The 25,793-nt window shown below is 66.3% G+C and carries 29 protein-coding genes, 1 other RNA gene and 1 pseudogene; 13 read left to right on the forward strand and 18 right to left on the reverse strand.

Annotated features, from left to right (window positions below):
- Nucleotides 1–10 precede the first annotated feature (10 nt).
- The 5 genes from NMP03_RS05350 (at nt 11) to NMP03_RS05370 (ending at nt 1,761) form a co-directional block, all read left to right on the forward strand.
- Complete coding sequence (locus tag NMP03_RS05350; RefSeq protein WP_256507482.1) at nt 11–298, forward strand: hypothetical protein; 288 nt, start codon at nt 11–13, stop codon at nt 296–298.
- Between the two features lie 37 nt (nt 299–335).
- The gene (locus NMP03_RS05355) at nt 336–635 is read left to right on the forward strand and encodes a hypothetical protein (protein WP_256508021.1); all 300 of its coding nucleotides are present in this window, start codon (nt 336–338) and stop codon (nt 633–635) included.
- A 12-nt stretch (nt 636–647) separates the two neighbouring features.
- Nucleotides 648–920 (forward strand): hypothetical protein, encoded by a 273-nt coding sequence (locus NMP03_RS05360; RefSeq protein ID WP_256507483.1) that lies wholly within the window; start codon nt 648–650, stop codon nt 918–920.
- A 41-nt stretch (nt 921–961) separates the two neighbouring features.
- On the forward strand, nt 962–1,204 hold the full coding sequence (locus tag NMP03_RS05365; protein WP_256507484.1) for a hypothetical protein: 243 nt from the start codon (nt 962–964) through the stop codon (nt 1,202–1,204).
- Nucleotides 1,205–1,356: 152 nt separating this feature from the next.
- Nucleotides 1,357–1,761 carry a SufE family protein gene (locus tag NMP03_RS05370; protein WP_256507485.1) on the forward strand — a complete coding sequence of 135 codons (405 nt, stop codon included), beginning with the start codon at nt 1,357–1,359 and terminating at the stop codon, nt 1,759–1,761.
- Between the two features lie 195 nt (nt 1,762–1,956).
- Here NMP03_RS05370 and NMP03_RS05375 read toward each other — a convergent pair whose 3' ends face one another.
- Nucleotides 1,957–2,271, reverse strand: a complete 315-nt coding sequence (locus NMP03_RS05375; protein ID WP_256507486.1) for an NADH-quinone oxidoreductase subunit NuoE family protein — start codon at nt 2,269–2,271, stop codon at nt 1,957–1,959.
- A 7-nt stretch (nt 2,272–2,278) separates the two neighbouring features.
- Nucleotides 2,279–2,815 (reverse strand): J domain-containing protein, encoded by a 537-nt coding sequence (locus NMP03_RS05380; RefSeq protein ID WP_256507487.1) that lies wholly within the window; start codon nt 2,813–2,815, stop codon nt 2,279–2,281.
- A 133-nt stretch (nt 2,816–2,948) separates the two neighbouring features.
- Here NMP03_RS05380 and NMP03_RS05385 point away from each other — a divergent pair, with 133 nt between their 5' ends.
- Entirely contained in the window at nt 2,949–4,520 is a 1,572-nt protein-coding gene (locus NMP03_RS05385) for a SulP family inorganic anion transporter (RefSeq protein ID WP_256507488.1), read from the forward strand.
- A gap of 7 nt (nt 4,521–4,527) precedes the next feature.
- Here the strand turns inward: NMP03_RS05385 and NMP03_RS05390 are convergent, their stop codons facing one another.
- Complete coding sequence (locus NMP03_RS05390) at nt 4,528–4,701, reverse strand: hypothetical protein (protein WP_256507489.1); 174 nt, start codon at nt 4,699–4,701, stop codon at nt 4,528–4,530.
- On the opposite strand from NMP03_RS05390, the pseudogene NMP03_RS05395 reads away from it, so the two are divergent.
- Nucleotides 4,655–5,020: pseudogene (locus NMP03_RS05395) on the forward strand (carbonic anhydrase); the annotation flags it as partial. The gene NMP03_RS05390 and the pseudogene NMP03_RS05395 overlap by 47 nt on opposite strands.
- Before the next feature lie 137 nt (nt 5,021–5,157).
- On the opposite strand, the gene rnpB reads toward NMP03_RS05395, so the two are convergent.
- From rnpB to NMP03_RS05440, 9 genes are all read right to left on the reverse strand, one after another.
- An RNA gene (rnpB, locus tag NMP03_RS05400) (RNase P RNA component class A) lies at nt 5,158–5,535 on the reverse strand.
- 13 nt (nt 5,536–5,548) lie between these two features.
- On the reverse strand, nt 5,549–6,238 hold the full coding sequence (locus NMP03_RS05405; protein ID WP_256507490.1) for an N-acetylmuramoyl-L-alanine amidase: 690 nt from the start codon (nt 6,236–6,238) through the stop codon (nt 5,549–5,551).
- Between the two features lie 56 nt (nt 6,239–6,294).
- The gene (locus NMP03_RS05410) at nt 6,295–7,167 is read right to left on the reverse strand and encodes a CheR family methyltransferase (protein WP_319937622.1); all 873 of its coding nucleotides are present in this window, start codon (nt 7,165–7,167) and stop codon (nt 6,295–6,297) included.
- Nucleotides 7,164–8,222, reverse strand: coding sequence for a chemotaxis-specific protein-glutamate methyltransferase CheB (gene cheB / locus NMP03_RS05415; protein ID WP_256507491.1), 1,059 nt, complete (start codon nt 8,220–8,222; stop codon nt 7,164–7,166). Before cheB ends, NMP03_RS05410 begins: the two co-directional genes overlap by 4 nt.
- A 4-nt stretch (nt 8,223–8,226) precedes the next feature.
- A complete protein-coding gene (locus NMP03_RS05420; protein WP_256508023.1) occupies nt 8,227–8,592 on the reverse strand; it encodes a response regulator in 366 nt (121 codons plus the stop codon).
- A 78-nt stretch (nt 8,593–8,670) separates the two neighbouring features.
- Nucleotides 8,671–9,093 carry a chemotaxis protein CheW gene (locus tag NMP03_RS05425; protein ID WP_256507492.1) on the reverse strand — a complete coding sequence of 141 codons (423 nt, stop codon included), beginning with the start codon at nt 9,091–9,093 and terminating at the stop codon, nt 8,671–8,673.
- Nucleotides 9,090–11,414, reverse strand: a complete 2,325-nt coding sequence (locus NMP03_RS05430) for a chemotaxis protein CheA (RefSeq protein WP_256507493.1) — start codon at nt 11,412–11,414, stop codon at nt 9,090–9,092. Before NMP03_RS05430 ends, NMP03_RS05425 begins: the two co-directional genes overlap by 4 nt.
- A gap of 58 nt (nt 11,415–11,472) precedes the next feature.
- Nucleotides 11,473–12,117 (reverse strand): histidine phosphotransferase family protein, encoded by a 645-nt coding sequence (locus NMP03_RS05435; protein ID WP_256507494.1) that lies wholly within the window; start codon nt 12,115–12,117, stop codon nt 11,473–11,475.
- A 42-nt stretch (nt 12,118–12,159) separates the two neighbouring features.
- Nucleotides 12,160–12,588 (reverse strand): M67 family metallopeptidase, encoded by a 429-nt coding sequence (locus NMP03_RS05440; protein WP_256507495.1) that lies wholly within the window; start codon nt 12,586–12,588, stop codon nt 12,160–12,162.
- Between the two features lie 17 nt (nt 12,589–12,605).
- On the opposite strand from NMP03_RS05440, the gene NMP03_RS05445 reads away from it, so the two are divergent.
- The 3 genes from NMP03_RS05445 to mtgA all read left to right on the forward strand — a co-directional run bounded on the left by NMP03_RS05445 (nt 12,606) and on the right by mtgA (nt 15,306).
- Nucleotides 12,606–13,556 (forward strand): RluA family pseudouridine synthase, encoded by a 951-nt coding sequence (locus NMP03_RS05445; protein WP_256507496.1) that lies wholly within the window; start codon nt 12,606–12,608, stop codon nt 13,554–13,556.
- Between the two features lie 65 nt (nt 13,557–13,621).
- Nucleotides 13,622–14,527, forward strand: coding sequence for an RNA polymerase sigma factor RpoH (gene rpoH / locus NMP03_RS05450; protein WP_256507497.1), 906 nt, complete (start codon nt 13,622–13,624; stop codon nt 14,525–14,527).
- A 113-nt stretch (nt 14,528–14,640) separates the two neighbouring features.
- Nucleotides 14,641–15,306, forward strand: a complete 666-nt coding sequence (mtgA, locus tag NMP03_RS05455) for a monofunctional biosynthetic peptidoglycan transglycosylase (protein ID WP_256507498.1) — start codon at nt 14,641–14,643, stop codon at nt 15,304–15,306.
- 45 nt (nt 15,307–15,351) lie between these two features.
- Here the strand turns inward: mtgA and NMP03_RS05460 are convergent, their stop codons facing one another.
- The 3 genes from NMP03_RS05460 to NMP03_RS05470 all read right to left on the reverse strand — a co-directional run bounded on the left by NMP03_RS05460 (nt 15,352) and on the right by NMP03_RS05470 (nt 17,675).
- A complete protein-coding gene (locus NMP03_RS05460) occupies nt 15,352–15,603 on the reverse strand; it encodes a hypothetical protein (RefSeq protein WP_256507499.1) in 252 nt (83 codons plus the stop codon).
- Between the two features lie 87 nt (nt 15,604–15,690).
- Nucleotides 15,691–16,014 carry a YbaB/EbfC family nucleoid-associated protein gene (locus NMP03_RS05465; RefSeq protein WP_033921206.1) on the reverse strand — a complete coding sequence of 108 codons (324 nt, stop codon included), beginning with the start codon at nt 16,012–16,014 and terminating at the stop codon, nt 15,691–15,693.
- Entirely contained in the window at nt 16,011–17,675 is a 1,665-nt protein-coding gene (locus NMP03_RS05470; protein ID WP_256507500.1) for a DNA polymerase III subunit gamma/tau, read from the reverse strand. Before NMP03_RS05470 ends, NMP03_RS05465 begins: the two co-directional genes overlap by 4 nt.
- Nucleotides 17,676–17,846: 171 nt before the next feature.
- On the opposite strand from NMP03_RS05470, the gene NMP03_RS05475 reads away from it, so the two are divergent.
- The 3 genes from NMP03_RS05475 (at nt 17,847) to NMP03_RS05485 (ending at nt 20,114) form a co-directional block, all read left to right on the forward strand.
- Entirely contained in the window at nt 17,847–18,908 is a 1,062-nt protein-coding gene (locus NMP03_RS05475) for an SDR family oxidoreductase (RefSeq protein WP_256507501.1), read from the forward strand.
- A 17-nt stretch (nt 18,909–18,925) separates the two neighbouring features.
- A complete protein-coding gene (locus NMP03_RS05480; RefSeq protein WP_256507502.1) occupies nt 18,926–19,219 on the forward strand; it encodes a cupin domain-containing protein in 294 nt (97 codons plus the stop codon).
- A 172-nt stretch (nt 19,220–19,391) separates the two neighbouring features.
- Nucleotides 19,392–20,114, forward strand: a complete 723-nt coding sequence (locus tag NMP03_RS05485) for a Crp/Fnr family transcriptional regulator (protein ID WP_256507503.1) — start codon at nt 19,392–19,394, stop codon at nt 20,112–20,114.
- 22 nt (nt 20,115–20,136) lie between these two features.
- Here the strand turns inward: NMP03_RS05485 and NMP03_RS05490 are convergent, their stop codons facing one another.
- From NMP03_RS05490 to NMP03_RS05500, 3 genes are read right to left on the reverse strand one after another with little or no spacing between them, the layout of a single operon-like run.
- Nucleotides 20,137–21,489, reverse strand: coding sequence for an NAD(P)/FAD-dependent oxidoreductase (locus NMP03_RS05490; RefSeq protein ID WP_406698263.1), 1,353 nt, complete (start codon nt 21,487–21,489; stop codon nt 20,137–20,139).
- A 50-nt stretch (nt 21,490–21,539) separates the two neighbouring features.
- A complete protein-coding gene (gene rsgA, locus NMP03_RS05495; RefSeq protein ID WP_256507505.1) occupies nt 21,540–22,523 on the reverse strand; it encodes a ribosome small subunit-dependent GTPase A in 984 nt (327 codons plus the stop codon).
- Entirely contained in the window at nt 22,520–25,624 is a 3,105-nt protein-coding gene (locus tag NMP03_RS05500; RefSeq protein ID WP_256508024.1) for a PAS domain S-box protein, read from the reverse strand. The genes rsgA and NMP03_RS05500 overlap by 4 nt, the downstream gene beginning before the upstream one ends.
- Between the last annotated feature and the right edge of the window lie 169 nt (nt 25,625–25,793).

Genomic DNA, 25,793 nt, shown 5'->3' on the forward strand with positions numbered 1-25,793 from the left:
GGAGAATATCATGCAGTGGAGTTGGATGGTCCCCGTGCTGATCGTCGCTACGATCGGCATCTGCACCGCCTTCACGACGTGGATCAAAGCCAAGCATGGCTATCCGCTCGAAGACGATAACGGCAACACGGTGCATCGCACCGGCCCCGACGCAGAGCGCAAGATCGCGCTGCTGTCGAACGAGAATGAGCGGCTGACCGGCCAGGTCTCGCGGCTCGAGGAACGGATCGCGGTGCTCGAACGCATCGCCACCGATCCCGCCGAGCGGCTGGGCCGCGACATCGACGCGCTGCGCTGAACAGAGGGAACGAACGATGGAAATGATCGACATTCTGATGAACGCGGCGCCGCTGATCGTGACGATCACCGCGATCTGCACCGCGGGCTGGGCGTTCACCACCTGGCTTCGCATCAAGAACGGCTACCCGCTCGACGGGAGCTGGGGCCAGGCCTTGTACCCCAAGACCAGCGACGAAACGACCGAGCGCGTCCGGTTGCTCAGCCAGGAAAACGCCCAGCTGCGTGCCGAGCTCGGTTCGATCAAGGACCGGCTCGCCAATGTCGAACGCATCGTTACCGACAGCAGCCACGCGCTCGATCGCGAGATCGAACAATTGCGTGGCCGCGCGAACTAAAAGGATCGCCCCATGAACGCCGCTTTCATCCTCGGTTTCTTCTTCATCGTCGTCGGAATCCCGGTGATTCTCGGGGTGGGCGGCGACATGTTCAAGCGCTGGCTCAAGCACAAGGAAGCGATGACCAGCGCGCTGAATCACCAGACCGCCGAAAAGGCCGCGCAATACGCAGCGCAGGTCGAACGGCTCGAACAGCGCGTCCGCGTACTCGAACGGATCGTCACCGATCGCGGGATGGGCGTTGCCGACGAGATCGAACGGCTGCGCGACGCACCGCTCAACTGAACCCCGCCCCTTCCCCCCGCGCTGACACGAAAGGCTCGGCAATGACTGACCCCAATCTCTACCTGATCATCGCCACCGAGGGCCTGCTCGGCCTCGGGCTGGTCACCGCCGGCATGCTCGCCGGGTGGCGCGGCTGGCTGGCACTCAAGCGGCAGGAGCTCGCCATGGCAGGGGCACATGACCCTGCACCGCAAGCGCCCTCGGCGAGCCAACGGATCGAGATCGCCGATCTCAAGGAGCGGATGCGCAAGCTCGAGGCGATCGCCGCCGGGGTGGAACTATAACCGTCTTCCCGTCACCCCAGCGAAGGCTGGGGTCTCTTTCGGCCGGGGGTGCGCTCGCAACGAGGAGGCCCCAGCCTTCGCTGGGGTGACGGTTGCAATCATGGCCCCAAGGTCCGCTGGCCCGCACCGCACCCCGCCGCTATAGCGCGCCGATGCAGACCCTCACCGACATCGCCGACGAATATGGCTTTCTCGATCCCGACGATCGCTATCGTTTGCTGATCGACCTTGGCAAGGCGCTCGAGCCGATGCCCGATCCGCTCAAGACCGACTCGACCTTGGTGCGCGGATGCTCGGCGTCGGTGTGGGTCTATCCCACCGTCGCGGGTGACGGCTCGCTGCACTTCCTGGCCGACAGCAACGCCGCGATCACGAAGGGGATCATCGCGCTGGTGCTGACCAGCGTGCAGGACAAGGCGCCCGCTGCGATCCTGGCGACCGACATCCCCGACGCGCTTGCGCCCTTCGATCTGAAGAACCAGCTGAGTTCGAACCGGACGCAGGGGATACCCAACATGATCGCGCTGATCCGGGAAACAGCGGAACGCTACGCCTAGCTCCCCTCCCTGAAAGGGAGGGGTTAGGGGGTGGGTCGAGGCCGGAGACGACGTTTCCATTTCCCGTTCGTTTCGAGCGAAGTCGAGAAACCGAGACGTGCCCCTATGGACCGTTTCTCGACTTTGCTCGAAACGAACGGTGTTTGGCGTGACGACAGGTATCGCGCGCACCCGACCTACCCTTGCCCCTCGCTTTCAGGGAAGAGATGAACGCCGCAACCCGAGCCCGGTTGCAACCTCCTCGAGATCGGCCCCGGGCTGCACCAAATTCCACACCCGGCTGTCGGCACCGTTGACCACCACCACCGCGTTGCGCGGACAGACGCCCAGGCAGCGCACCTCGACAATCCCGGCATCGCCCTTGCGGCCCTTCTTGAGCCCCAGGTGACGCCGCAACGCCTTGGCGAGCGGCGCCTTGCCGCCCTCGCCGAAGCCGCCACCGACCTTTTTCGAGCATTTGGCGCAGACGAGCACCGCCTGCGACCAGTTCGACCGCACGATGGTTTTCATATGCGGGTCAGCCGGGCTGCCATTGGCGGCGTTCTTCGGCAGTGCGCAGCACGTCATACGCCGCCTGGATCGCCTGGAACCGCGCCGCGGCTTCGGCATCGCCCGGTCGGACATCGGGGTGATTCGCCTTTGCCTGCCGCCGCCATGCCGCACGAACCGCCTCGAAATCGGCATCGACTTCGAGTTCTAGCAGCTCGAGCGCGCGCATTTCGTCGCGCGAACGGCTCCCGTCACCCGGTCCTGCCCACGCGTGATGGCTCGATTCGCGGTAACCCGATGTATCGCCGCGCTCCTCGGCTTCGCGCTTGGCGGCGTCTTCGGCGCTGAGCCCTTCGAAATAGTTCCAGCCGCGGTTGTACTCGCCGGCGTGGACCTCGCAAAAATACCAGCGCTCTGGGGAGTTAGGCGATTTGGGGGCGGGCCGATCGCCCGGTTCCTCGCAGCCATGCCGGTCGCAAAGCCGCACCTGCGTCGCCTCGCGGCCCGAGCCATAGCCCCGCCAGCGCGGGAATCCCCAATCGTTCGAGCGAGTATAACGAGCCATCGGCAACGACATAGGCTGCCGGGGCATCATAGCAAGCTGCCCTTACGGATAACCGGTGTCGGGTTGCCTGCTTAGCCCCAAAACGGCATACTCCGCATACACTGTTATATTGTTTCAACAGAGGATTCAGCACTTGAACGCGCTTTTCGCAACCTGGCGGCAGGATCTGCCGGCCTCGATTGTCGTGGCGCTCGTCGCCCTTCCTCTTTGCCTCGGCGTCGCGCTAGCCTCGGGCGCACCGCTCTTTTCGGGCGTCATCGCGGGCATGGTGGGCGGCATCGTTGTCGGCTCGCTGTCGAAATCGCCGCTGTCGGTCAGCGGCCCCGCCGCGGGTCTTACCGTCATCGTGTTCAGCGCGATCCAGAGCGTGCCGAGCTACGAGGCGTTCCTGCTGGCGGTCATGCTCGCGGGCGTGATGCAGATGGCGTTTTCGCTGACGAAGTCGGGCGTGCTCGCCGAATTCGTCCCGACCTCGGTGATCACCGGGATGCTGTCGGCGATCGGCCTGACGCTGATCCTCAAGCAGATCCCGCACGCGCTGGGCTATGACGGCGATCCCGAAGGCGACTGGAATTTCTTCCAGACCGATGGCCTGAATACCTTCAGCGCAATCTGGTACACGCTCACCGACAGCTTCCTGTGGGGCGCGGCGCTGATCGCGCTGGCGTCGCTCGCGTTCCTGTTCTGGTGGGAAAAGGCACGCCCGACCGAGGGGCCGCTGAAGTTCCTGCCCGCACCGCTGGTGGTGGTGGTCTTTTCGGTCCTCGCCAACCTGTTGTTTGCGGTCGTGGCGCCGGCCCTCGAAGTCCAGCGCTCGCATCTCGTCCAGGTGCCGATTGCGGGTTCGTTCGGCGAGTTCGTCGGTCTCTTCACCTTCCCCGATTTCAGTTCGATCACGCTGCCCACGGTCTGGACGATCGCGGTGACGCTCGCGATCGTCGCCAGCCTCGAATCGCTGCTCAGCGTCAAGGCGATCGACGAACTCGATCCCAAGCGCCGGGTGACCGACAAGAACCGCGAGTTGATGGCGCAGGGCGGGGGGAATATCGTGTCGGGGCTGATCGGCGGGCTGCCGGTGACCTCGGTCATCGTTCGCAGCTCGGCCAATGTCGGCGCCAATGCCGGGTCGAAGATGTCGACGATCTTTCACGGTTTCTGGCTCTTGCTCAGCGTCGCGTTGATCCCGACCGTACTCAACCTGATCCCGCTGTCGGCGCTCGCCGCGATCCTGATCCAGACCGGATACAAGCTCGCCAAGCCCGCGCTGTTCCTCGCGCGCTGGAAGATGGGCTATGCGCAGTTCGTGCCCTTCGTCGTCACGATCGTCGCGATCCTGTTCACCGATTTGCTCATCGGCATCGTCATCGGCCTTGGCGTCGGCTTCGTGTTCGTGATCGCGCGCAACTTCCGCCCGTCGGTCAGCTATGTCGAGGACGGCAACGCGGTGATGGTCCGCGCACGCCGCAACCTGTACTTCATCCACAAGGTCGAATTGCAGTCGGCGCTCAACCGGGTGCCCGACAATGCCACGGTGGTGGTCGACGTCACCGCGACCGAATTCGTTGATCCCGACAATATCGACATCATCAACGCGTTCATCAAGAACGCCGAATATCGCAACATCAGGGTCAGCGTCCGCGGTGACCTGGCCGGGCGGACCGCCGCGCAGATCAAGGCACCGACCAAGGAGATCGTTTTCGCATGAAGAGCTATCAACAGCTGATCCTGTCGAACAAGGCGTGGGTGCAGGAAATCACCGAGCAGGATCCCCAGTTCTTCAAGCGCCAGGTCGGCGGCCAGCGGCCCGAAGTGCTGTGGATCGGCTGTTCGGACAGCCGCGTGTCGCCCGACCAGATCACCCAGACGCTGCCGGGCGAGATGTTCATCCACCGCAACATCGCCAACCTGGTGCACGCGCACGACCTGAACTTCATGTCGGTGCTGCAATATGCGGTCGAGGTCCTTGAAGTGCCGCACATCGTGCTGTGCGGCCATTATGGTTGCGGCGGCATCCGCGCGGTGCTCGACGGCGGGGTCGAGGGGCCGATCGCCGAATGGCTCGAAAACGCCAAGGGCGTCCGTGCGCGCCACGCCGAGGAGATCGAGGCGCAACCGACCGCCGAGGCCAAGGTGAACCGCTTCGTCGAATGCAACGTCCGCGACCAGCTGCTCGACGTCGCGCGCACCGATATCGTCCAGGCGGCGTTCGCCAAGGGCAAGCCGCTCCAGCTGCACGGCTGGGTCTATGACCTGAGCGACGGGCTGCTCAAGCCGCTGCTAGAGATCGACGCGAACACCGACATCGCCGAGATGGAAGTGCCCGGGCGGGTATTCGAGCCGGTGATGCCAGAGGGTCTGTAAGCCGGGTTCTGTCCACCGCCCGTTCGCTTGCGCGGCGGGCGGATGGGCGACCATTCCTCTAGGCGCGCCGTTGCCGACGCGCTCGAGCGACCAACCCGGACGACGCGCCGAAACGAGGCGCATGTGCCGTCCCTATTCGGTCTTGCTCCCGGTGGGGTTTGCCGTGCCGCCCCTGTTACCAGGCGCGCGGTGCGCTCTTACCGCACCCTTTCACGCTGACTGGGCCGAAGCCTTAGCCGTCTGCTCTCTGTGGCACTTTCCCTAGGGTCGCCCCCGCCGGGCGTTACCCGGCACCGTCGTTTCGTGGAGCCCGGACTTTCCTCGCGCGGTTGCCCGCCCGCGGTCGCCCGACCCTCTGGCACTTGCCAGTGCTTAGTCGTCGCCCTGCGGTTTGGGAAGCAGCAACGCGAGCAGGATCATCCGGCATTCGGCATCGACGATCCCGTCGATCATCTCGGGGCGGAAGCGCCGCTGAAAGGCGATGACGCTCTTCACCGGATCGCGGACGTCATAGCCGAAGCGCTCGAGCGCCAGCAGGAAGCCCGCATCGCCCCATTCGGGGTCCATCAGGTGCTTGGTCGGGCGCGGCAGCGCGAGCCTTAGCCGGGCCAGCCGACCCCAGGGGAACAGCTCGCCCGGATCATCCTTGCGGTCGGGGGCGATGTCCGAATGGCCGACGACGTTGCCGCGGGTGATCGCATAACGCTGCTTGATATCGGCAACCAGCCGGATGACGGCATCGATCTGCGGCTCGGGAAAGGGACGATAGCCGAGCTGGTGCCCCGGATTGACGATCTCGATTCCGATCGAGGCGCTGTTGACGTCGCGCACCCCGCGCCAGTGCGAGCGCCCCGCATGCCAGGCCCGGCGCGATTCGTCGACTAGGCGCAGGATCGTCCCATCCTCGGCGACCAGGTAATGCGCCGACACCCCCGCACCGGGATCACGCAACCGCACCAGCGCGGCGTCGGCATCCTCCATGCCGGTATAGTGCAGCACGATCAGCGACACCGGGACTACGCGGTCGTCGAAATTGGGCGACGGTGCTTCGATGAATTCCATATGCCCCCCGTCTGCGGTCGCTATCGATGCGGCGGAACGCGCATCGACGCAAGGCATCAGCGCAGCGCGACTGCCGTAGCAGGCGCGGGTGACGCCGCCATCTTGTCGTTGCGATGATAGAAGCCGCGATAGGCGCGGCAGGGGACCAGCGCATCGGTCTGGCCGATCACGGTCTCGCTGGCGCCCAGCACCAGCCGGCCATCGGGGCGCAACGCCGCCGCCAGCTTGGCGAGCACCGCGCTGCGCATCGCGGGCGACAGGTACAGCAGGACGTTGCGGCAGAGGATCACGTCGAACAGCCCAGGGGGCGCGACATCCTGCGCCAGATTGTGCCGTCGGAACTGCACGCGCGCGAGCAGGTGGGGCGATGCGACCCAATCCTTCCCCGCGGGTTCGAACCAGCGGACCATGCTGCGCACCGGCAAGCCGCGCTGGATCTCGAACTGGGTGAAACGCCCCGCCCTGGCGCGCGCGATCACGCCCGCCGATACATCGGTCGCGACGATATCGGGAAATTCGCCCGGCACGTTCTGTTCGGTGAGCAGCATTGCCAGGCTCAGCGGCTCCTGCCCGGTCGAACAGCCCGCCGACCAGATGCGCAGCCGCCGTCCGGGCGCGGAGGCTTGCTGGTCGTGCACCAGCTTCCCGACCTGCTGGATCACCGCCGGGTCGCGGAAGAAAGAGCTTTCGTGGTTGAGCATCGCCTCGACGGTTTCGTCCGCAAGCGTGCGATGCGCGTCCCCGACCAGCGCCGTGACCAGCTCGTCGAGCGATTCGAACCCGCGCGCGCGCAGCAGCGGCTTCAGCGCGCTTTCTACCCGCCAGGCGCGATTTGCGGCGATCCGCTGGCCGGTGCGCGCTTCCATCAAGCCGATCAATATCCCTACCGCACCACTCGCCCCCCCGATCGGCCGCGGCGCCGCGGTCAACGCCCCCGCCCCTGGCGTCCGACCAGCGCGCCGATCGCCTCGGGCGGCAGGATCGCATCGGCGATCCCCGCTTCGGCGACCGCTCCGGGCATCCCCCACACGACCGAAGTCGCCCGATCCTGCGCAAGTACCATGCCGCCCGCCGCAGCGACCGCCTGCGCGCCCTCGGCGCCGTCGCGGCCCATTCCGCTCAGCACCACCGCAATCGCGCGCGCGCCCCAGAGCTGCGCCACGCTGGCGAACATCGGATCGGCCGAGGGCATGCAGCCATTGGCGACGGGCTTGTCGAGCAAGCGGATCGCGAACCCGTCCGACGTCGCGACACAGCGGATATGCGCGTCGCCCGGCGCGGTCACGACTTCACCGCTGCGAAGCCGCAGATGGTCGGTCGCCACCACGCAGGGCCGATTGGCGAGCACCGCTACCTGCGCCGCGAAATACGGCATGAACGATACCGGAAGATGCTGGGTTATAAGGATGGGGGCCTGGAAGCTGGCCGGCAGCGCGCGCAGCAGCTTGCTCAGCGCATGGATTCCCCCGGTCGAGGCACCGATCGCCAGCACCGCGACGTCGGGGCGGCTCGCCACCGCAGTCCGTTTCTTCGCCGGAACCGCTACAGCCTGTGGCTCGGCCAGCGCGAGGCGTTCGAGCCGTTCGCGCAAGCCGCGCACGAACAGCCCGGCGAAATTGCCCGATGCCGGTTTGCCCAGCGTATCCGACGCGCCGAGTGCCAGCGCATCGATGGTGGCGGCAGCGCCTTCGCCGCAGGCCGAAGAAACGACGATGACGTGCGCCCCCTGCCCCGCGGCCAGGATGTCGGGTAGCGCCGCCAGCCCGTCGATCCCGGGCATGTCGATATCGAGCAGCACGACCTCGACCACATTCGATTTGAGATAGTCCAATGCCGCCGACGCATTGGCCACGCTGCGCGCGACGCGGTGCCCCGGGGTCGCCTCGACCACCCGCCGCACCACCGCGCGCGCGACCGCCGAATCATCGACGATCAAGACGCGGCGATCGACGTCGAACTCGGTCCGGGCATTCGCAGTCGCCACGGCGTTACGCCAGGCCGACGATCTGGAACTTGCTCTCCAGCGTCTCGCGATCGAACGGCTTCATGACATATTCGTCGGCACCCGCCTCGATCGCCGCACGGATATAGGCCATGCCATTCTCGGTGGTGCAGAACACCACCTTGGGGCGCGGCGAGATGCCGCTGTCGCCGAGCGCGCGCAGGAAATCCATCCCGCTCATCACTGGCATGTTCCAGTCGAGCAGCACCACGTCGGGTGCCTCGGCCAGGCAGGCGTCGAGCGCCTCGCGTCCGTCGGCGGCTTCGCGCACTTCGAAATCGAGCGTCTCCAATATGTGGCGCGCGACCTTGCGGATCACCTTCGAATCATCGACGACTAGGCAGGTCTTCATGAGCGGGCGCATCCTGTTGCGATCATGGGGAAGGCTTTGCACAGCCATCGTAAGCGTTGCGTTAATCGCACCTCGCGCTCATTCGGCGGCGACGGGCAGCAGGCACGCAAGGTCGATGACCAGCACCGGTTCGCCATCGCGCTCGATCAATCCGCGGCCGGCACGCGCCCATGCGCCTTCGAGCACGACCGCGCCGGCAAGTGGCTGCACCGCGAATGGGGCGACATCGTCGAGCGTATCGACCAGAAAGGCGTAATGATGCCCCTCGACCTGGGTGACGATCGCGCGGCGCGCCATATCGCCATCGGGCTCGATCCCCAGCGCCGCTTGGGTGTCGATCACCGTCACGACCCGGCTGCGCAGGGTCGCGAGCCCGCGCACGGTGTCGGCGGCGCGCGGCACGGGGGTTACCGGCCCGATATCGACCACCGATTCGACCGACGCCGATTCGATCGCCACCGTCCGGCCGGCGACATGCGCGATCAGGTACAGGTCGTTCATCGCGGCGCTCCGCCGGCGCGGCGCGAGCAATCGCGCAGCGCCTCGAGCAGCCCTTCGCGGTCGTAGCGATAGATTCCCGAATCGCCGCTGCGTTCGTGGCGCAGCAGCACGACCGGCAAATCGCTGGTGACCCCCGCTTCGTTCGCGGGCTCGCCTTCGAGCCGGAGCACCGCAGCGGGTCGATCGTCATTCCCCGCCTCGGTCGCGACGCGATAGCCGGCATTGTTGAGGATCGGCGCCAGGAAGCTCGGCATCCATCCCGCCGCATCGGGTTCGATCAGGAACAACGGGCGCTCGGCGGTCGGTAGCAGGTCGCCGTGCTGCGCGAACAGCCAGAACGGGTCGAGCAGTTCGACCGGCTCGCCGCCGATCAAACTGGCTCCGGCGACCGCGCCGCTGGTCGCGGCGGGTGCGAATGCCTGCGGGATTTCGACGATGTCGGCGGCCTCGAGGATCGCATAGCCGACTTCGGTCCGGTCGTCCTTCAGGCGGAGCACAGGGAACGACGTCGCTTCGGGCAGCGGGCCCTGCGCCACCAGCGACAGCAACCCGCTGGCGAGCGTCAGACGCAACCGCCCCGCCGCCATGCTGACCGCGGCGCTCGCCACCTGTTCGATCCGATCGACTACCGACAGCGCAACCGCGCGCCGAACGCCATCTAGATCGATGAACAGCAGTACCTTCATCATCGGGATCTGCTCGACCGGATCCTCGGGCGCCTCGATCAATTGTTCGCGCTGGAAGCGAAGCCCGGCGACATCGGCGATCCCGGCGCAATCGAGCAGCAGCATCGGCTGGCCGCTGTCGGGCATCGTCTGCCCGGCATAGACCCCCGCCGCCATCACCGCGGGCGCCGCGGGCTTGATGACCAGCTCCTCGGCGTCGATCACGCTGTCGACCGCGAGCGCGAAGCTCGACGTGCCGATGCCGACGATCAGCAGCATGCCGGGGGTGGCACGCTCGGTAAGAGCGTCGATGCCGAGCAGATCGCGCAGCTCGACCACCGGCAGCAACCGGTCGCGCACCTGCGCCACCTGGCTGCCGCCGATCCGATCGATACGTACGGCATTGCCGCGTTCGGCGACGATCTCCTCGATCACCGATCGCGGGACCGCGAAGCGATGCTCGGCGAGCCCGACGATGATGGTGGCGATGATCGACAGCGTCAGCGGCACATGGATCGCGATGCGAAGCCCGGTACCCGGCGCATTGTCGAGCTCGATCCGCCCGCCGATCTGCTCGACGCAGGCGCGCACCACGTCCATCCCGACGCCGCGACCCGATACCGCCGATACTTCGTCCTTGGTCGTCATCCCCGCTTCGAAGATCAGCCCCAGCTTGGCGCGATCGGGCAGCGCGCGCAGTTCGCGCTCGCTGCGCCCCGCCGCGACCAGCTTGGCGATGACGCGATCGACATCGATACCGCGACCGTCGTCGGCGATCTCCAGGACGATCTGGTTGCCAGCCTGGCGCGCGCTGACGGTCAGCCGCCCATGATCGCGCTTGCCCGCGGCCAGCCGCTCGGTCGGGGACTCGATCCCGTGGTCGATCGCGTTGCGAATGATGTGCGCCAGCGGATCGCGCATCACCTCGATCATCTCGCGATCGAGTTCGACATCGGCGCCCTCGACGCACAACGTCACCAGCTTGCCGACCCCGGCGGCGGTATCGCGCACCATCCGCGGCAGCGCCGAAAACAGCCCGTCGATCTTCTGCATCCGCGTGCGCGTGACGGTGTCGCGCAATTCGGTGACCGTCGCCGACATGCGTTCGAGCGCGGCTTCGACCGAGGGATCGAGGTCGCCTTCGCGCATCCGCCGCGCCAGCTCGTTGCGCGCGAGCACCATGTCGGACATGCCGCCCATCATCCGGTCGAGCAGGTCGACGCTGAGGCGAACGCTGCGCGCCGGCGCGCGCGGGGTGATCGCGGTCTCCACGACCGCGACTTCGCGCGCGCCCTCATCGAGCGCGGCGATCAGATGGTCTTCACCGCTATCGTCCAGCGCGACGCCCGCATCGATCGCCTCGACGATCTCGCCGATCCGATCGATGATCGCCAGCACCGCGTTCACCAATCCGCGATCGGGCCGCCGGTCGCCATCGCGCACCTGCGCCAGCACGTCCTCCGCGGCGTGGCTCAGCCGTTGCAGCCGCGGCAGATCAAGGAAGCCGCAGCTTCCCTTCACCGTGTGGACGAAGCGGAAAATCGAATCGAGCCGGGCGCGATCGTCGGGCGCGGCTTCCCACGCGACGACCTCTCCCGACAGCGCTTCGAGCGTCTCTCGGGTCTCGGCAATGAATTCTTGCAGCAGATCGTCCATGGGCCCCCGCAGTCGCGTGGGACCGGTAATGACGCCCGCCGGTTAAGGGCAGGTTAGCCTAGCGCATCCGAAACGAAGCGCCGAACAACAGAGTTTCGGCCTCGGCAGGCGAAACCTGAAGCTCACCATCGCCCTGATCCACCAGCGACCGCACCAGATGCGCCGCCGCCGATCGCGGGGTGACGCCGTCCTCGGCGGTGCCGCCTTCGAGCGCGTTGCGCAATTCAGGGTCGAGCACGATCCGCGTCCCATCGGCGCGCACGACGATCTCAACGCGGTCGTCGGTGGCTTCGGCACCGATGTCGAGCCGCCCGCCGCGGATCAGCGCGTCGCCGCCGATCAGCGCGAGGTTCATCAGCACCTTCACCGCATGCTTGGGCAAAACCGGTGCATCGACCATCCAGCCGATCGTCAGCCGCTGATTGTCGGCGAACAATCCCTCGATCGCGGCATGCGCCTCGCGCGTGTCGATCGTCTCGCCGAAGCCGCCTGCGGCACCGAAGGCCAGGCGGAAGAATTTCAGCTTATTCGCCGAAGCCCGTGCGCTTTCGGCGAGCAGTTCGAGGCAGCGCGCGCGCATCTCGGGGTCGTTTTCATCGGCAAGCAGTTCGAGCCCGTTGTTGAGCGCGCCGACGGGGCTCAACAGATCATGGCACAACCGCGAACACAAAAGGCTCGCGAATTCGGTCGGGGAAATATCCAAGGCTACGCTCCACGGGGTTGGCGCCTTGTGGCGCACGCGCGGTCAAGTCGCAAGCAAGCGTTGGTCGTCGATCGCGACCAGTTCGACGGCATCGAAACGACCATGGACCGTACCGCGCGCGACCGCCTGCCACGCCGATACTTCGGTTTTGGCAGCGATGAGCCAGATGCGACCGTCGGGCGTCGCCATCGCTGCATCGGTCGCCGAGGGGTTCGCATCGCCGCTGGGGTGCGAATGCCAATAGCCGATCACCCGCTCGCCCCCTGCCCGTTCGGCGCGCAGCGCGGCGAACAACGCCGCGGGATCGATCTCGAAGGTGCGCGCCGGCTCGGCCGCGACGTTGCGGGCTTCGGTCGCGCGCGCGATCGCGCCCATGCCGAGCAGCAGGCCGCATGCCTCGACGCTCGGGTCGCGGGTCGCCGCGGCACCGATGAAGCTGAGGGCCGAACTTGCAATGTCGATGCGCTGCACCAATCTATCATAGGACGATGAACCGGGGGGTTTCCACCATAGAAGCGCTGATTGCCGATACAGCCCATGGCTGGCGGCTCGACCGTGCGCTCGCGCTTGCCGTCCCGACGATTTCGCGCGAGCGGTTGAAGGCGCTGGTATCCGAGGGGCAGGTCGTCGACGCCGCCGGGCTCCCTGCGAACGACCCCTCGCGCAAGGCGGTTGCCGGCACGCGCTTCACGATCGTCATTCCCGAACCCGTCGCCGCCGAAGCCCGGCCGCAGGACCTGTCGCTGGTGGTGGTGTATGAAGACGAGCATCTGATCGTCATCGACAAGCCCGCCGGGCTGGTGGTGCACCCCGCCGCGGGCAATCCCGACGGCACCCTGGTCAACGCGCTGCTACATCATTGCGCCGGCCAGCTTTCTGGGATCGGCGGGGTCGCGCGGCCGGGAATCGTCCACCGCATCGACAAGGACACATCGGGGCTGATGGTCGCCGCCAAGTCCGATCGTGCGCATGAAGGGCTGGCAAGCCAGTTCAAGGCGCACAGCATCGATCGGCGCTATCGCGCGATCGTCGCCGGCCGGCCCAACATGCTGATGGGCACGATCGACGCGCCGCTTGGGCGCTCGTCGGCCAATCGCAAGATGATGGCGATCACCCCAAATGGGAAGCGCGCCGTCACCCATTATCGCTTGATCAAGGAACTGCGCGGCGCATCTTTGCTCGAATGTCGATTAGAGACCGGGCGGACGCATCAGGTGCGCGTCCACATGACCTCGATCGGCCACGGCCTGCTTGGCGACCCAGTCTATGGCAGGAGCAAGGCGGTGCACCGTCAGATGCTGGAAACCATGGGTTTCCACCGCCAGGCGTTGCATGCCGCGCGGCTGGGGTTCATTCACCCCGTGACAAGCATCGCTTTGGCGTTCGATAGCGAAATGCCGGGCGACATGCAGGAACTGTTCACTACGCTTCTCGTATAGACTTATGGTGATATTGCCCGCGCATCTCCGCGCAGCGATATTGCCCAATCAAGGGAGATTTGGTCATGGCAATCGGCAGCAACGTGCCCGCAACGGTCCCCGCCCTGGGCGGCGAGGCCAGCCTCAACCGCTATCTCTCCGAGATCAAGAAATTCCCCATCCTGGCGCCCGAACGTGAATATATGCTCGCGAAACGCTTCCAGGAACATCAGGATCCCGAGGCTGCGGCGCAGCTCGTCACTTCGCATCTGCGGCTCGTGGCCAAGATCGCGATGGGCTATCGCGGCTATGGCCTGCCCGTTTCCGAGCTGATCTCGGAGGGCAATATCGGGCTGATGCAGGGCGTGAAGAAGTTCGAGCCCGATCGCGGTTTCCGCCTCGCCACCTATGCGATGTGGTGGATCCGCGCGTCGATCCAGGAGTACATCCTGCGGTCGTGGAGCCTGGTGAAGATGGGCACCACCGCGGCGCAGAAGAAGCTGTTCTTCAACCTGCGGCGGATGAAGGCGAAGCTCGACGCGTTCGAGGACGGCGACTTGCGCCCTGACGACCTCGCGAAGATCGCCAAGGATCTGGGCGTCACGCAGGACGAAGTGACGAGCATGAACCGCCGCATGGCGATGGGCGGCGACACCTCGCTCAACGTGCCAATGCGCGAGGATTCGGAAAGCCAGTGGCAGGATTGGCTCGCCGACGACCAGCCGTTGCAGGACGAGCGCGTCGCCGATGCGCAGGAGGCCGATGTCCGCCACACGATGCTGGTCGAGGCGATGGACGACCTCAACGATCGTGAAAAGCATATCCTGACCGAGCGCCGGCTGACCGACGACCCCAAGACGCTCGAGGAACTGAGCCAAGTCTATGGCGTATCGCGCGAGCGGGTCCGCCAGATCGAAGTTCGTGCGTTCGAGAAGCTGCAAAAAGGCATGATGCGCCTGGCGGGCGAGAAGCGGTTGCTAGCGTTCGGTTGATCGGGCAGTTCCTGCCCATGGTTACGGGCAGCAACAGCAAACAGCGTAGCGCCGGTCGGAGGGGCCACCCTTCAGCCGGCGTTTCGCGTTCACGGCGATCGGTGGGCGGGCGAATGGTGGGTTGGTTGTTGAAGCTGGTGGTGGCGTTCGTGCTGCTGTCGCTGCTGTTGGTGGTGGTCTTTCGCTTCGTCCCCCCGCCCTTCACGCTGACGATGCTGGGCGACGTCTTTGCCGGCCGCAGCGTTACCAAGACCTGGAAGCCGCTGTCGGCGATCGACCGCGACATGGCGCGTGCGGCGATCGGCGGCGAGGATTCGCGCTTCTGCACGCATAGCGGGTTCGATTATCAGGCGATCGGTGCGGCGGTGGTGCGCAATGCGAAGGGTGGACGCATCCGCGGCGGATCGACGATCAGCCAGCAGACCGCCAAGAACGTGTTCCTGTGGCAGGGTGGCGGCTATTTTCGCAAAGGCCTGGAGGCGTGGTTCACGCTGCTGATCGAGACCGGCTGGGACAAGCGCCGGATCATGGAGGTCTATCTCAACGTCGCCGAGACCGGGATCGGCACCTATGGCGTCGAACAGGGCGCGCGGCGCTATTTCAAACATGGTGCGGGAACGCTCTCGGAGCGCGAAGCGGCGCAGATCGCCGCGGTATTGCCACTGCCCAAGAAGCGCGCGGGGGTCTCGCCGACGGGCTTCACGCGGCGCTATGCGCGCTCGATCCAGTCGCGGATCGGGGTGGTGCGGCGCGAAGGGCTCGATAGCTGCCTTCGCTGAACGGCCCGCGCCCGGTTCACCCGGGCGCGGGCCAGTAAGGCGTCGTTACTCGACGGTCTTCTTGGCGGCGTCGCCGACTGCGGTCGCGCCGTCCGATACGGCATCGGCGGCGCCGGTGATCGCATCGGTCTTGATCGCGTCGTTGCGGCTCTGGTTCATCAGGAAATAGGCGCCCACGACCACGGCGATCAGCAGTGCCAGGCCGATCAGGATCGTGCTGCCACCGCCACCACTGCGCCGTTCGATCACGGTGGTGGTGTGCGGCGCGTTGGTTTCGGTGGTCCGTTCCTCGATCATGATACGCTTTCCTCTGTTGTTACTGGCGGGCTAAACGTCGCGATCGGCGATATTGTTCCCGTTGTGTAACGTTCAGCTTGGGCGCGCTCAGAACGGCAGCTTGAACCCTGGCGGCAGCGGCATCCCCGCGGTGAGCTTCGACATCTCCGCCGACGATGCGGCATCGGCGCGCGCGCGCGCGTCGTTGAGCGCGGCGGCGACGAGGTCCTCGACGATGCCCTTCTCCGACGGCGCGAGCAGCGATTCATCGATATCGACGCCGATGATCCGGCCCTTGGCGCTCGCGCGGACCTTGACCAGGCCGCCGCCCGAGACGCCTTCGACCTCGATCGTATCGAGGCTCGCCTGCGCCTTTTCGAGTTCGGCCTGGACGTTCTGCGCCATTGCCATGATGTCTTCTAGGTTCTTCATCCTACACTCCGATCGGGGGTTACGCCGAGCAGCCTTGCTCCGGGAAAGGCGGCAAGTGCAGCTGCGACGACGGGGGAATTGCGTACTTCTGCTTCCTTCGCGGCCTCGGCAGCCTCTTCGGCTTCGCGCATCGAAGGCTGGCCGGCGGCGTCGCTGGTGGTAACGCGCCAACGCGCGCCAGTGATCCGCTTGAGTTCGTCGGCAAGGTCACGCGCGAAGTCCGAAGGGATCGGTCGCTGCGTCCCGAGCTCGATCTCGGGCGGTTCGATCCGAGTCGGGCGCGCATGGTTGCGCACCGCTTCGCCCAGCGCGTGACGGCCATGGCGGGCGAGCAGGTCGCGGATCGCCTCGACCGTGTCGGGCAACGCCGGCGCGGTCGAAGCTGGCAACGGTGCCGCCGCAACGGGCTCCGCCGCAGCGGGTTGCGGCTGCTGGGGCGGGGCCTGGATCGCCGGCGTCTTGCCGTCGGCAAGCTGCCGCGCCAGGTCGCCGGGGTCGGGCAGTTGCGACGCATGGATCACGCGCAGCAGCGCCATTTCACACGCCTCGATCGGCATCGCCGCGCGCGCGACCTCGTCATGCCCCTTGAGCAGCAGCTGCCACAGCCGGTGGAGGATCGGAAACGACAGCCGCGACGCCCAGTCGGCGAGCGCCTCGCGCTCTTCGACCGGCTGCGAAGGATCGGGCTCGGTCCCCACCTTGGCGAGCGTCACGCCATGCACCGTCTCGAGCAGCGTCCGCAGCACCGACAGCGGATCGACCCCCAGATCATATTGCTTCCGCAGCGCCGCCAGCGCCCCTGCCGAATCGCCGCCAAGCAACAGCGCGAACATCGCGCGCACCGCACCGCGATCCGACAGCCCCAGCATGTCGCGAACGACCACGGCGCGCACCCCGCCGCCCTCGAGCCCGGCATGCGCGATCGCCTGGTCGAGAATCGAAAGCCCGTCGCGCGCCGATCCTTCGGCAGCGCGCGCGATCAGCGCCAGCGCCTCGGGCTCGGCCTCGAACCCCTCGGCGGTAACGACATGCGCGAAATGCGCCGCCAGCTTGTCCGAACCGATCCGCCGCAGATCGAAGCGCTGGCAACGCGACAGCACGGTGATCGGCACCTTGTTCACCTCGGTGGTCGCGAACAGGAACTTCACATGCGCGGGTGGCTCTTCAAGCGTCTTCAACAGCGCGTTGAAGGCGCTTTTCGAGAGCATATGAACTTCGTCGACGATGTAGATCTTGTAGCGCGCCGACACCGCCGAATAGCGCGACGCCTCGATGATCTCGCGGACGTCGTCGACGCCGGTATGGCTCGCGGCGTCCATCTCGATCACGTCGATATGCCGCCCCTCGGCGATCGCGATGCACGGATCGCACACCCCGCACGGATCGATCGTCGGCCCGCCCTGCCCGTCCGCCCCGATGCAGTTGAGCGCCTTGGCAATCAGCCGCGCGGTCGACGTCTTGCCGACCCCGCGCACCCCGGTGAGCAGGAAGGCATGCGCCAGCCGGTCGCGCTTGATCGCATTGCCCAGCGTGGTGACCATCGCGTCCTGGCCGATCAGTTCGGCAAAGGTCTGCGGACGGTATTTGCGCGCCAGCACCCGATACGCCTCGGGCTTGGGCGGCGGCGCTGGCTCGCCGAGATCGAAGGAAAGATCGGACATGGCCGGCGTTCTAGCCGAGGCGAACGCCGGTGTCGAAGGGATCGATCGCCATCGTTCGGCACGGTGAGGGCGGCGCGGCGCGGCGCGGCACGACCTTACGCAAGGCGCGACTGGCGGTTACCTTCCCCGCTCCCTAGCTGTGACCCGACAAACCGATAAGGAAACAGGCATATGGCGAAAACGGCATTGGTAGTGGGCGCGAGCGGGATCGTCGGCAGCGCGACCGCGGCGTTGCTGGTCGAGCAGGGCTGGACCGTCCACGGTCTGGCGCGCCGCCCCGCCGAGCAGGCCGGCGTCCAGCCGGCGGCCGCCGACCTGCTCGATTCCGAGGGCACCGCCGCCGCGCTCGCCACGCTTCGTCCCGATGCGGTGTTCATCAGCACCTGGCTGCGGCAGGACAGCGAGGCCGAAAATATCCGTGTCAATTCGCTGATGGTGCGCAACCTGCTCGACGCGCTGCGCCCCGCGGGCAGCGCGCGCCATGTCGCGCTGGTGACCGGACTGAAACATTATCTCGGGCCGTTCGAGGCCTATGGCAAAGGCGCGCTGCCGCAGACCCCGTTCCGCGAAGTGCAGGGCCGGCTCGACATCGAGAATTTCTATTACGCGCAGGAAGACGAAGTGTTCGCTGCCGCGGCGCGCGACGGCTTCAGCTGGAGCGTCCATCGCCCGCATACGGTGATCGGCAAGGCGGTGGGCAATGCCATGAACATGGGCACCACGCTGGCGGTGTACGCCACGCTGTGCCGCGAAACCGGTCGCCCGTTCCGCTTCCCCGGATCGGCGGCGCAATGGGAAGGGCTCACCGACATGACCGATGCGCGGCAGCTCGCCGAGCATCTGCTGTGGGCGGTGACCACCCCGGCGGCGCAGAACGAGGCGTTCAACATCGTCAACGGCGACGTGTTTCGCTGGCAATGGATGTGGGGCCGGATCGCCGAATGGTTCGAGATCGAGCCGGCGCCGTTCGACGGCAGCGTGCAGCCGCTCGCCGAACAGATGGCGGGCGATCAAGGCGTATGGCGTGCGCTCGCCGAGCGCGAGGGACTTGCCGAGCCCGCGCTCGACCGGCTGGCTTCACCCTGGCACACCGATGCCGATCTAGGCCGGCCGATCGAAGTGGTGACCGACATGTCGAAGAGCCGGCGGCTGGGCTTCACCGGCTATCGCCCCACCGACGATTCGTTCTTCGCGTTGTTCGAGCAATTGCGCGCCGACCGGCTGATCCCCTGAAGAAGGGGAGCGACAGCATGAGCGACGAGACGTTCGAGGCGCTGCTGCAACGGCGCGGGGTGCTGATCGAGCGGATCGTCTCGCACGGTCACGTCACCCCGCACGACCACCCCTACCAGCAACCGCACGACGAATGGGTGATGCTTCTCAGTGGCGCCGCGCGGCTGCTGGTAGAGGGCGAGCCCGAGCGATCGCTCGCGCCGGGCGATCATATGCTGATCCCCGGCGGCGCGCGCCATTGGGTTACCTTCACCGCGCCCGACGAGCCGACGAGGTGGTTGGCGGTGCATTTGTTGGGCGCGGCCGGATGAATGATGCCTGCGCGGCGCAAGCGTCGAGTGACGCCCGACCGTCAACATCGATCGTCACCTTTGACCGTATTCGAACCGGGCCTTGGCGCAGCGGCCAATCTGGGCAATGCTGAGAACAGGATGTTGCGCGGCCGTCTCCCGCTTTTCCCAATGCACGAAAAGGTTCGTTCCAATGGACAACCCGCTAGTCGCCAAATTGGAAAATGTTGCCGATCTCACCAAAGATCAGCGCGAGGTGCTAAGGGGCTTGTGCGACCATGCGCGCGTAATGCCGCCCAATTACGATATCCTTCGCGAGGGCGATAAGCCCAACCGGCTGCATCTGATCCTCGAGGGTTGGGCGATCCGCTATAATAACCTGGCCGACGGTTCACGACAGATCACGGCGTTTCTGATCCCGGGCGACTTCTGCGACCTGCACACCATGGTGCTGCAGCAGATGGATCATAGCATCGCGACGCTTGGTCCGGCGAAGATCGCGTATATCCCGCTGCAGAAGCTGCACGAACTGATCCGCCAACAGCCCGAGCTCGCGCAGGCGCTGTGGTGGGCGACATTGGTCGACGAGGGGGTGCTGCGCGCGTGGATCGTCAATCTCGGCCGCCGCGACGCGTTCAAACGGACCGCGCACCTGATGTGCGAAATGTACGAGCGGATGAACAATGTCGGGCTGGTCGCGGGCGATCAGTTCCTGATGCCGCTGACCCAGGTCGAGATCGCCGATTCGCTCGGGCTGACGCCCGTCCACGTCAACCGGGTCATCCAGAAGCTGCGGCAGGACAAGCTGATCGTCTTCGAGCGCGAACAGCTGACGATCTGCGATATCGAACGGCTCAAGCGCCTGTCGGACTTCGATCCGGCGTATCTGCATCCCGAGCATGTAAGGCTCGATTGATCGGCCGCGGCCTTTCCGCCGGCTAGTGCAGCTTGAGCTTGGGGCGGACGATCTGGTTGACGTGGCCGATCAAGATCAGCCCGGTGCCGCGCCACCAGCCGTGGATCGCGATCAGGTGCATCCGGTAGAGCGAAGTATATACCGTGCGCGCGATCCAGCCCTGGACGAACATCCGCCCGCCGATGAGGTTGCCCATCAGGCTCCCAACGGTCGAGAAGCGGCTGAGCGACACCAGCGACCCGTGGTCCTGATACACGAAGTCGCGCAGCGGCTTGCCCTCCTGCGCGAGGACCAGATTGGTAAAGACCAGGCTCGCCATCTGGTGCGCCGATTGCGCGCGCGGCGGGATCGGGCGCTCGCGACCCGGAAGCAGGCACGAGGCGCAATCGCCCAGCGCATAGATCCGATCGTCGGCCTTCGATTGCAGCGTCGGGCGCACGACGATCTGGTTGCCGCGGGTGAGCTCTAGATCGCTCATCGTCTTGATCTCCTCGGCGCCCTTCACCCCCGCCGCCCAGACGATCAGATCGGCGTCAATGCTGGTACCATCGCCGATCCGCACCCGCCGATCCTCGAGCGCGGTAACCTGGGTGTTGTCGAGCACGCGCACCCCCAGCCGCTCGAGTTCGAGCTTGGCGGTCGCCGCCAGCGCCTCGTCGAGCGCGGGCAGGATCCGTGGCCCCGCCTCGATCAGCGAGACTTCGAGCTTGGTCTCGTCGAACACCTCGAGCCCGTAGTGGCGCAGCGCCTTGGCGGCGTTGTAGAGCTCGGCGGCGAGCTCGACCCCGGTGGCGCCGCCGCCGACGATGCTGACACGCACCCTCGCATGCGCATCGCCGGTCTGGTGGGCATGGTTGGTGCGCAGGCACGCGTTTAGCAGCTTCTGGCGGAAGCGGTCGGCCTGCGGGCGATCCTCGAGGAACATCGCGTGTTCGCGCACCCCCGGCACGCCGAAGTCGTTCGAGATGCCGCCGATCGCCAACACCAGATAATCGTAGCGGATGCTGTGGCGGCCGATGATCTCGTCGCCGCGTTCGTCGATCAGCGGCGCGGTGGTAATGGTGCGCGCGACGCGATCGATGCTTTCGATGCTGCCGTTGAAGAAGCGATAGCCCCAGCGCACCGCATGCCCGCCATAGCCGACCTCGTCGAGATTGGCGTCGAGCGAGCCCGCCGCGACTTCGTGGAGCAACGGCTTCCAGATATGGGTGAGGTTGCGATCGATCAGGATGATGTCGTGGCGCTTGCGGCCATAGCGCGCGCCGAGCTTGCGGACGAGTTCGAGCCCCCCGGCGCCGCCGCCGACCACCACGATCTGGGTCTTTCGTTGCGTCACGCCACGCCCCCCGGCGCCCGGTCCCCAGCGCGCTGCCATGTTGACAGCAAAAGCTGGCAGAACTCAAGCCGACGATGTCCGGCGCGAGCTCAGCGAGGTCGGCGTCTCGTTTGCAGCGATGCGGTGCCCGCCTCTTCGGCGGACAGCTGCGTCCAGCGATCGAAGCGCGCCTGGGTCAGCGCGCCCGAGGCGATCGCGGCGCGGACCGCGCAGCCGGGTTCGCTTCGATGCGAGCAGTCCGAAAAGCGGCAATCCTGCGCCGCCAACGCGAAGTCGTCGAAGATTTCCGCGATCCCCGTCGCCGCCTGCGCCAATTGCAATTCGCGCATGCCCGGCAGGTCGAGCAGCCACCCGCCATGATCGAGCCGGTGCATCGTCCGCACCGTGGTCGTGTGGCGACCGGTGCCGTCATGCGCGCGCACCGCCTGGGTCGCGATGCTGTCCGACGCGCGCAGCGTGTTGACCAGCGTCGATTTGCCGACCCCCGACGACCCCAGCAGCGCGACGGTCTTGCCGCGGCCGCACCACGCCGCCAGCCGCGCGACGCTGGCGGGATCGCGGGCATCGACGGACTCGACGCGCAGCCCCGGCTCGATCGCGCGCGCGGCCTCGGCGAATGCCTCGGGCGTGTCGGTCAGGTCGATCTTGGTGAGCACCACCACCGCGTTCACCCCGACTTCGCGCGCCAGCACCAGATAGCGTTCGAGCCGGGGGACGCTGAAATCCTGGTTACACGATGCGACGATAAACACCGTGTCGACATTGGCGGCGATCATCTGTTCCTTGCGCGGATCGCCCGGCGAGCGGCGCTTGAACAGGTTCAGCCGCGTCAGCACGCGAATCGGCTGGAGCGAGTGACTGTCGATCAACAGCCAGTCGCCCACGGTGGGGTGGTCATCGGCTGCGCTGGCGCCGGCGATATAGGGGGTAACGAAACGCTGCGATGCCGCCCCCGCCACCGCGATCTGCCCGCGATGCACCGACATCACCCGGACAGGATGGCACTCGTCGGCCTCGTCGGGCGATAGTTGGCTGCTGAAATGCGGGTTCCAGCCGAGTTCTTCCAAGGTCATCGGTCTTCGATCATATCGCGGATGCGCGTCACCAACGCCTCAATCGCGAAGGGCTTGGTGATCATCTCCATGCCGGGGTCGAGGAAGCCGTTGGCGATCGTCGCATTCTCGGCATAGCCGGTCATGAACAGGATCTTGAGATCGGGCCGCCGCTCGCGCGCGGCGTCAGCAAGCTGGCGGCCGTTGAGCCCGGGCAGGCCGATGTCGGTGACCAGCAGGTCGAGCCGGATATCGGACTGCAGGAGCTTGAGCCCCGCCGGGCCATCGACCGCCTCGATCGCGCGATAGCCGAGCTCTTCGAGCACATCGACGACCAGATCGCGCACCGCGGTTTCGTCTTCGACCACCAGCACCACCTCGCCATCTTCGGCACGATGCGCGTCGGTGAGTTCGCGGTGGCTAACCTGCGACTCCTCGGCCTCACCGAGATAGCGCGGCAGGTACAGCTTGATCGTCGTTCCCTGGCCGACCTCCGAATAGATCCGCGCATAGCCTTCGGACTGGCGGGTGAAGCCGTAGATCATCGACAGCCCTAGCCCCGTACCCTGCCCGATCGGCTTGGTGGTGAAGAAGGGCTCGAACGCCTTGCCGATGACCGCCTTGGTCATTCCGCTGCCCGAATCGGTGACGCTGATGCAGACATATTGGCCCGGCGCCACCTCGCGATGCTGCGCAGCATAGGCGTTGTCGAGATGCGCATTGCAGGTCTCGATCGTCAGCTCGCCGCCATCGGGCATCGCGTCGCGCGCGTTGATCGCGAGATTGAGGATGGCGCTTTCGAGTTGGTTGGGATCGCACAACGTCTGCCACAGCCCCCCCGCGGTGACGATCTCGAGCCTGACGCTTTCGCCGATGGTGCGGCGAAGCAGCTCCTCCATGCCGCTCACCAGCCGATTGGCGTTGACCGGCCTGGGATCGAGCGGCTGGCGGCGCGAGAAGGCGAGCAGCCGGTGGGTGAGCGCAGCGGCGCGATTGGCCGCGGTCATCGCGGTGGTCGCATAGCGCTCGATCTTGTCGGTCTCGCCCTTCGCCATCCGGCGCTGCATCATGTCGAGCGAGCCGATCACCCCCGTGAGCAGGTTGTTGAAGTCGTGCGCGATCCCGCCGGTGAGCTGCCCAACGGCCTCCATCTTCTGCGCCTGGCGAAGCGCCTCCTGCGCTTCCTCAAGCTCGCGCGTGCGTTCGGCGACGCGGCGCTCGAGCTCGTCGTTCATCTCGACGAGCAGCGCTTCGGCGCGCTTCTGATCAGTGATGTCGACCTGGATACCGTCCCAGACGACCGATCCGTCGATCTGATCGCGCGGCGCCGAGATGATCCGTGACCAGCGTACCATGCCGTCGGCGCGGCGGAACCGCATCTGGACGTCGAACGGCTTACGCGCCGCCATCGCCGCGGCCTCCGCCGCCAGCAGCGCGGGGCGGTCCTCGGGAAGGATCAAGCTATACGGTATAGTCGGATCGGCGAGCACCGCGTCGGCGGGGATGCCGGTGAGCTTTTCGTGGCTCTGCGAGACGTATAGAAACCGTCGCTGCGCGCCATCATTGCCCGTCGCGATCTGATAGACCATTCCCGAGGGCAGGTTGTCGGTCAGGGCACGCAGCCGCGCCTCGTTCTCGCGCAACTGCCGTTCGGCTTCGGCGCGCTCGGTATCGTCGCGCAAGGTCAGCACCGCGCCGAGCGTCTCGCCATTTTCGTCGCGGACCGGGCAGGCACTGCCGACAGCAAGGACTTCGGAACCGTCGGGCCGCTGGATGCGCCAGCGTGCCTCGGCCACGGTCTCGCCCTGCACCGCACGGACCAGCGGCAATTGATCGGTCGGATAGGGTTCGCGATCGAGCGTGAGCAAATGATAGGCGCTGCTATAGGCATCGGGGGCGACATCGAGCCGGCTGACGCCGTGGATCCGGCTGGCGGCATCGTTGACGAAGGTGATGTTGCCTTCGCGATCGGTGACGATCACCCCCTCGGCGAGCTGACCCAGGATCGCCACCTGTTCGGCAGCCAGTTTCTGCGCCCGCGCGGTCGATGCCTGGAGCGCAGCCTCGGCCTCGCGCCGCTCGTCGATATCGATCACCGAGCCGACATAGCCATGATATGCGCCATCGGCACCAAAGCGCGCGGCGGCGGCGTCGATCGCCCAGCGATAGACGCCATCGGCGCGGCGGATGCGGAACTCGACGCGGTAATCCTCTTGCTTGGCATTCGCCGTCACAAAGGCTTCCTCGGCGAGCGGCCGATCGTCGTCATGGATCGCGTCGAGCCAGCCATAGCCCTCGCCGGTGCCGACCTCCTGGCCGGTGAACTCGTACCAGCGCCGGTTGAGGTAGGTGCAAAAGCCGCTCGGATCGGTGACCCACATCATCACCGGCGCCTGGTCGGCCATGTTGCGGAAACGCGTTTCGCTTTCGGCGAGTGCGGCCTCGTCGTGCTTGCGATCCGAAATATCGCGATAGAAGACCGCCAGCCCCTCGCCGACCGGGTAGGCGCGCATGTCGATCCAGGATTCGCGCCCGTCGGGCCAGACATAGCGATGTTCGAGTTCGACGGGCTGGCCCGAGGTCATCGCCCGCCGGTATAGTTGGCTGAGTTCGGGGGCGGCGTCGGGGTGCGCCTCCCAATGCGTCTTGCCGATCACCTGCTCGCGCGGCCGCGCTTCGAGGCGCCAGGCGGCCGCGTTCATCTCGACGATGCGGAAATCCTTGTCGAGCAGCGCAAAGGCATCGCCCATATTGTCGAGCACGTCGCGGGTGCGATCGCGCTCGTCGCGCAGCGCGCGCTCGGCGGCGACGCGTTCGGTGGTTTCGATCACGATCGCCAGCACGCCGGCCGGCCGGTCGAACGCGTCGAGCACCGGCGAATAATCAAGGTTCATCCAGACCTGTTCGGCGACACCGTCGCGGTACAGCGTGAGTTCCTGGTCCTTATAAGCGAGCGTCCCGCCAGCGAGCGCGACCTTGATCACATTGTCGTTGAAGTCGGCAACCTCGGGCCACGCCTCGCGCACCGGCTTGCCGAGCTGCTCAGGGTGACGCCCCCCCGCGAACACCGAGAAGGCATCGTTGTAGAGCATGACGCCCTCGATGCCCCACATCATCGTCATCGGCACCGGCGACCGCAGCACGAAGCCGAGCGTCGTCCGCAGGCTTTGCGGCCATTGCTGAATCGGGCCAAGCGACGTGCCCGACCAATCATGCGCGGCGATCAACCCGCCGGTCTCGCCGCCGCCGAGGAGGAATTCGGGCGCCTGGAAGGGCTGCCCATTAGTATCG

Source organism: Sphingomonas qomolangmaensis, assembly GCF_024496245.1.
Taxonomy (GTDB): Bacteria; Pseudomonadota; Alphaproteobacteria; order Sphingomonadales; family Sphingomonadaceae; genus Sphingomonas; species Sphingomonas qomolangmaensis.

Excerpts from the sequence above, each read along its gene's own strand:
- NMP03_RS05350 (WP_256507482.1), top strand. The coding sequence starts at position 11 with ATGCAGTGGAGTTGGATGGTCCCCGTGCTGATCGTCGCTACGATCGGC.
- NMP03_RS05355 (WP_256508021.1), top strand. The coding sequence starts at position 336 with ATGAACGCGGCGCCGCTGATCGTGACGATCACCGCGATCTGCACCGCG.
- NMP03_RS05360 (WP_256507483.1), top strand. The coding sequence starts at position 648 with ATGAACGCCGCTTTCATCCTCGGTTTCTTCTTCATCGTCGTCGGAATC.
- NMP03_RS05365 (WP_256507484.1), top strand. The coding sequence starts at position 962 with ATGACTGACCCCAATCTCTACCTGATCATCGCCACCGAGGGCCTGCTC.
- NMP03_RS05370 (WP_256507485.1), top strand. The coding sequence starts at position 1,357 with ATGCAGACCCTCACCGACATCGCCGACGAATATGGCTTTCTCGATCCC.
- NMP03_RS05375 (WP_256507486.1), bottom strand. The coding sequence starts at position 2,271 with ATGAAAACCATCGTGCGGTCGAACTGGTCGCAGGCGGTGCTCGTCTGC.
- NMP03_RS05380 (WP_256507487.1), bottom strand. The coding sequence starts at position 2,815 with ATGGCTCGTTATACTCGCTCGAACGATTGGGGATTCCCGCGCTGGCGG.
- NMP03_RS05390 (WP_256507489.1), bottom strand. The coding sequence starts at position 4,701 with ATGAACATCTCGCCCGGCAGCGTCTGGGTGATCTGGTCGGGCGACACG.
- NMP03_RS05405 (WP_256507490.1), bottom strand. The coding sequence starts at position 6,238 with ATGGAATTCATCGAAGCACCGTCGCCCAATTTCGACGACCGCGTAGTC.
- NMP03_RS05420 (WP_256508023.1), bottom strand. The coding sequence starts at position 8,592 with ATGAAGACCTGCCTAGTCGTCGATGATTCGAAGGTGATCCGCAAGGTC.
- NMP03_RS05425 (WP_256507492.1), bottom strand. The coding sequence starts at position 9,093 with ATGAACGACCTGTACCTGATCGCGCATGTCGCCGGCCGGACGGTGGCG.
- NMP03_RS05430 (WP_256507493.1), bottom strand. The coding sequence starts at position 11,414 with ATGGACGATCTGCTGCAAGAATTCATTGCCGAGACCCGAGAGACGCTC.
- NMP03_RS05445 (WP_256507496.1), top strand. The coding sequence starts at position 12,606 with ATGAACCGGGGGGTTTCCACCATAGAAGCGCTGATTGCCGATACAGCC.
- rpoH (WP_256507497.1), top strand. The coding sequence starts at position 13,622 with ATGGCAATCGGCAGCAACGTGCCCGCAACGGTCCCCGCCCTGGGCGGC.
- mtgA (WP_256507498.1), top strand. The coding sequence starts at position 14,641 with ATGGTGGGTTGGTTGTTGAAGCTGGTGGTGGCGTTCGTGCTGCTGTCG.
- NMP03_RS05460 (WP_256507499.1), bottom strand. The coding sequence starts at position 15,603 with ATGATCGAGGAACGGACCACCGAAACCAACGCGCCGCACACCACCACC.
- NMP03_RS05465 (WP_033921206.1), bottom strand. The coding sequence starts at position 16,014 with ATGAAGAACCTAGAAGACATCATGGCAATGGCGCAGAACGTCCAGGCC.
- NMP03_RS05470 (WP_256507500.1), bottom strand. The coding sequence starts at position 17,675 with ATGTCCGATCTTTCCTTCGATCTCGGCGAGCCAGCGCCGCCGCCCAAG.
- NMP03_RS05475 (WP_256507501.1), top strand. The coding sequence starts at position 17,847 with ATGGCGAAAACGGCATTGGTAGTGGGCGCGAGCGGGATCGTCGGCAGC.
- NMP03_RS05480 (WP_256507502.1), top strand. The coding sequence starts at position 18,926 with ATGAGCGACGAGACGTTCGAGGCGCTGCTGCAACGGCGCGGGGTGCTG.
- NMP03_RS05485 (WP_256507503.1), top strand. The coding sequence starts at position 19,392 with ATGGACAACCCGCTAGTCGCCAAATTGGAAAATGTTGCCGATCTCACC.
- NMP03_RS05490 (WP_406698263.1), bottom strand. The coding sequence starts at position 21,489 with ATGGCAGCGCGCTGGGGACCGGGCGCCGGGGGGCGTGGCGTGACGCAA.
- rsgA (WP_256507505.1), bottom strand. The coding sequence starts at position 22,523 with ATGACCTTGGAAGAACTCGGCTGGAACCCGCATTTCAGCAGCCAACTA.
- NMP03_RS05500 (WP_256508024.1), bottom strand. The coding sequence starts at position 25,624 with ATGACGATGATGTGGGGCATCGAGGGCGTCATGCTCTACAACGATGCC.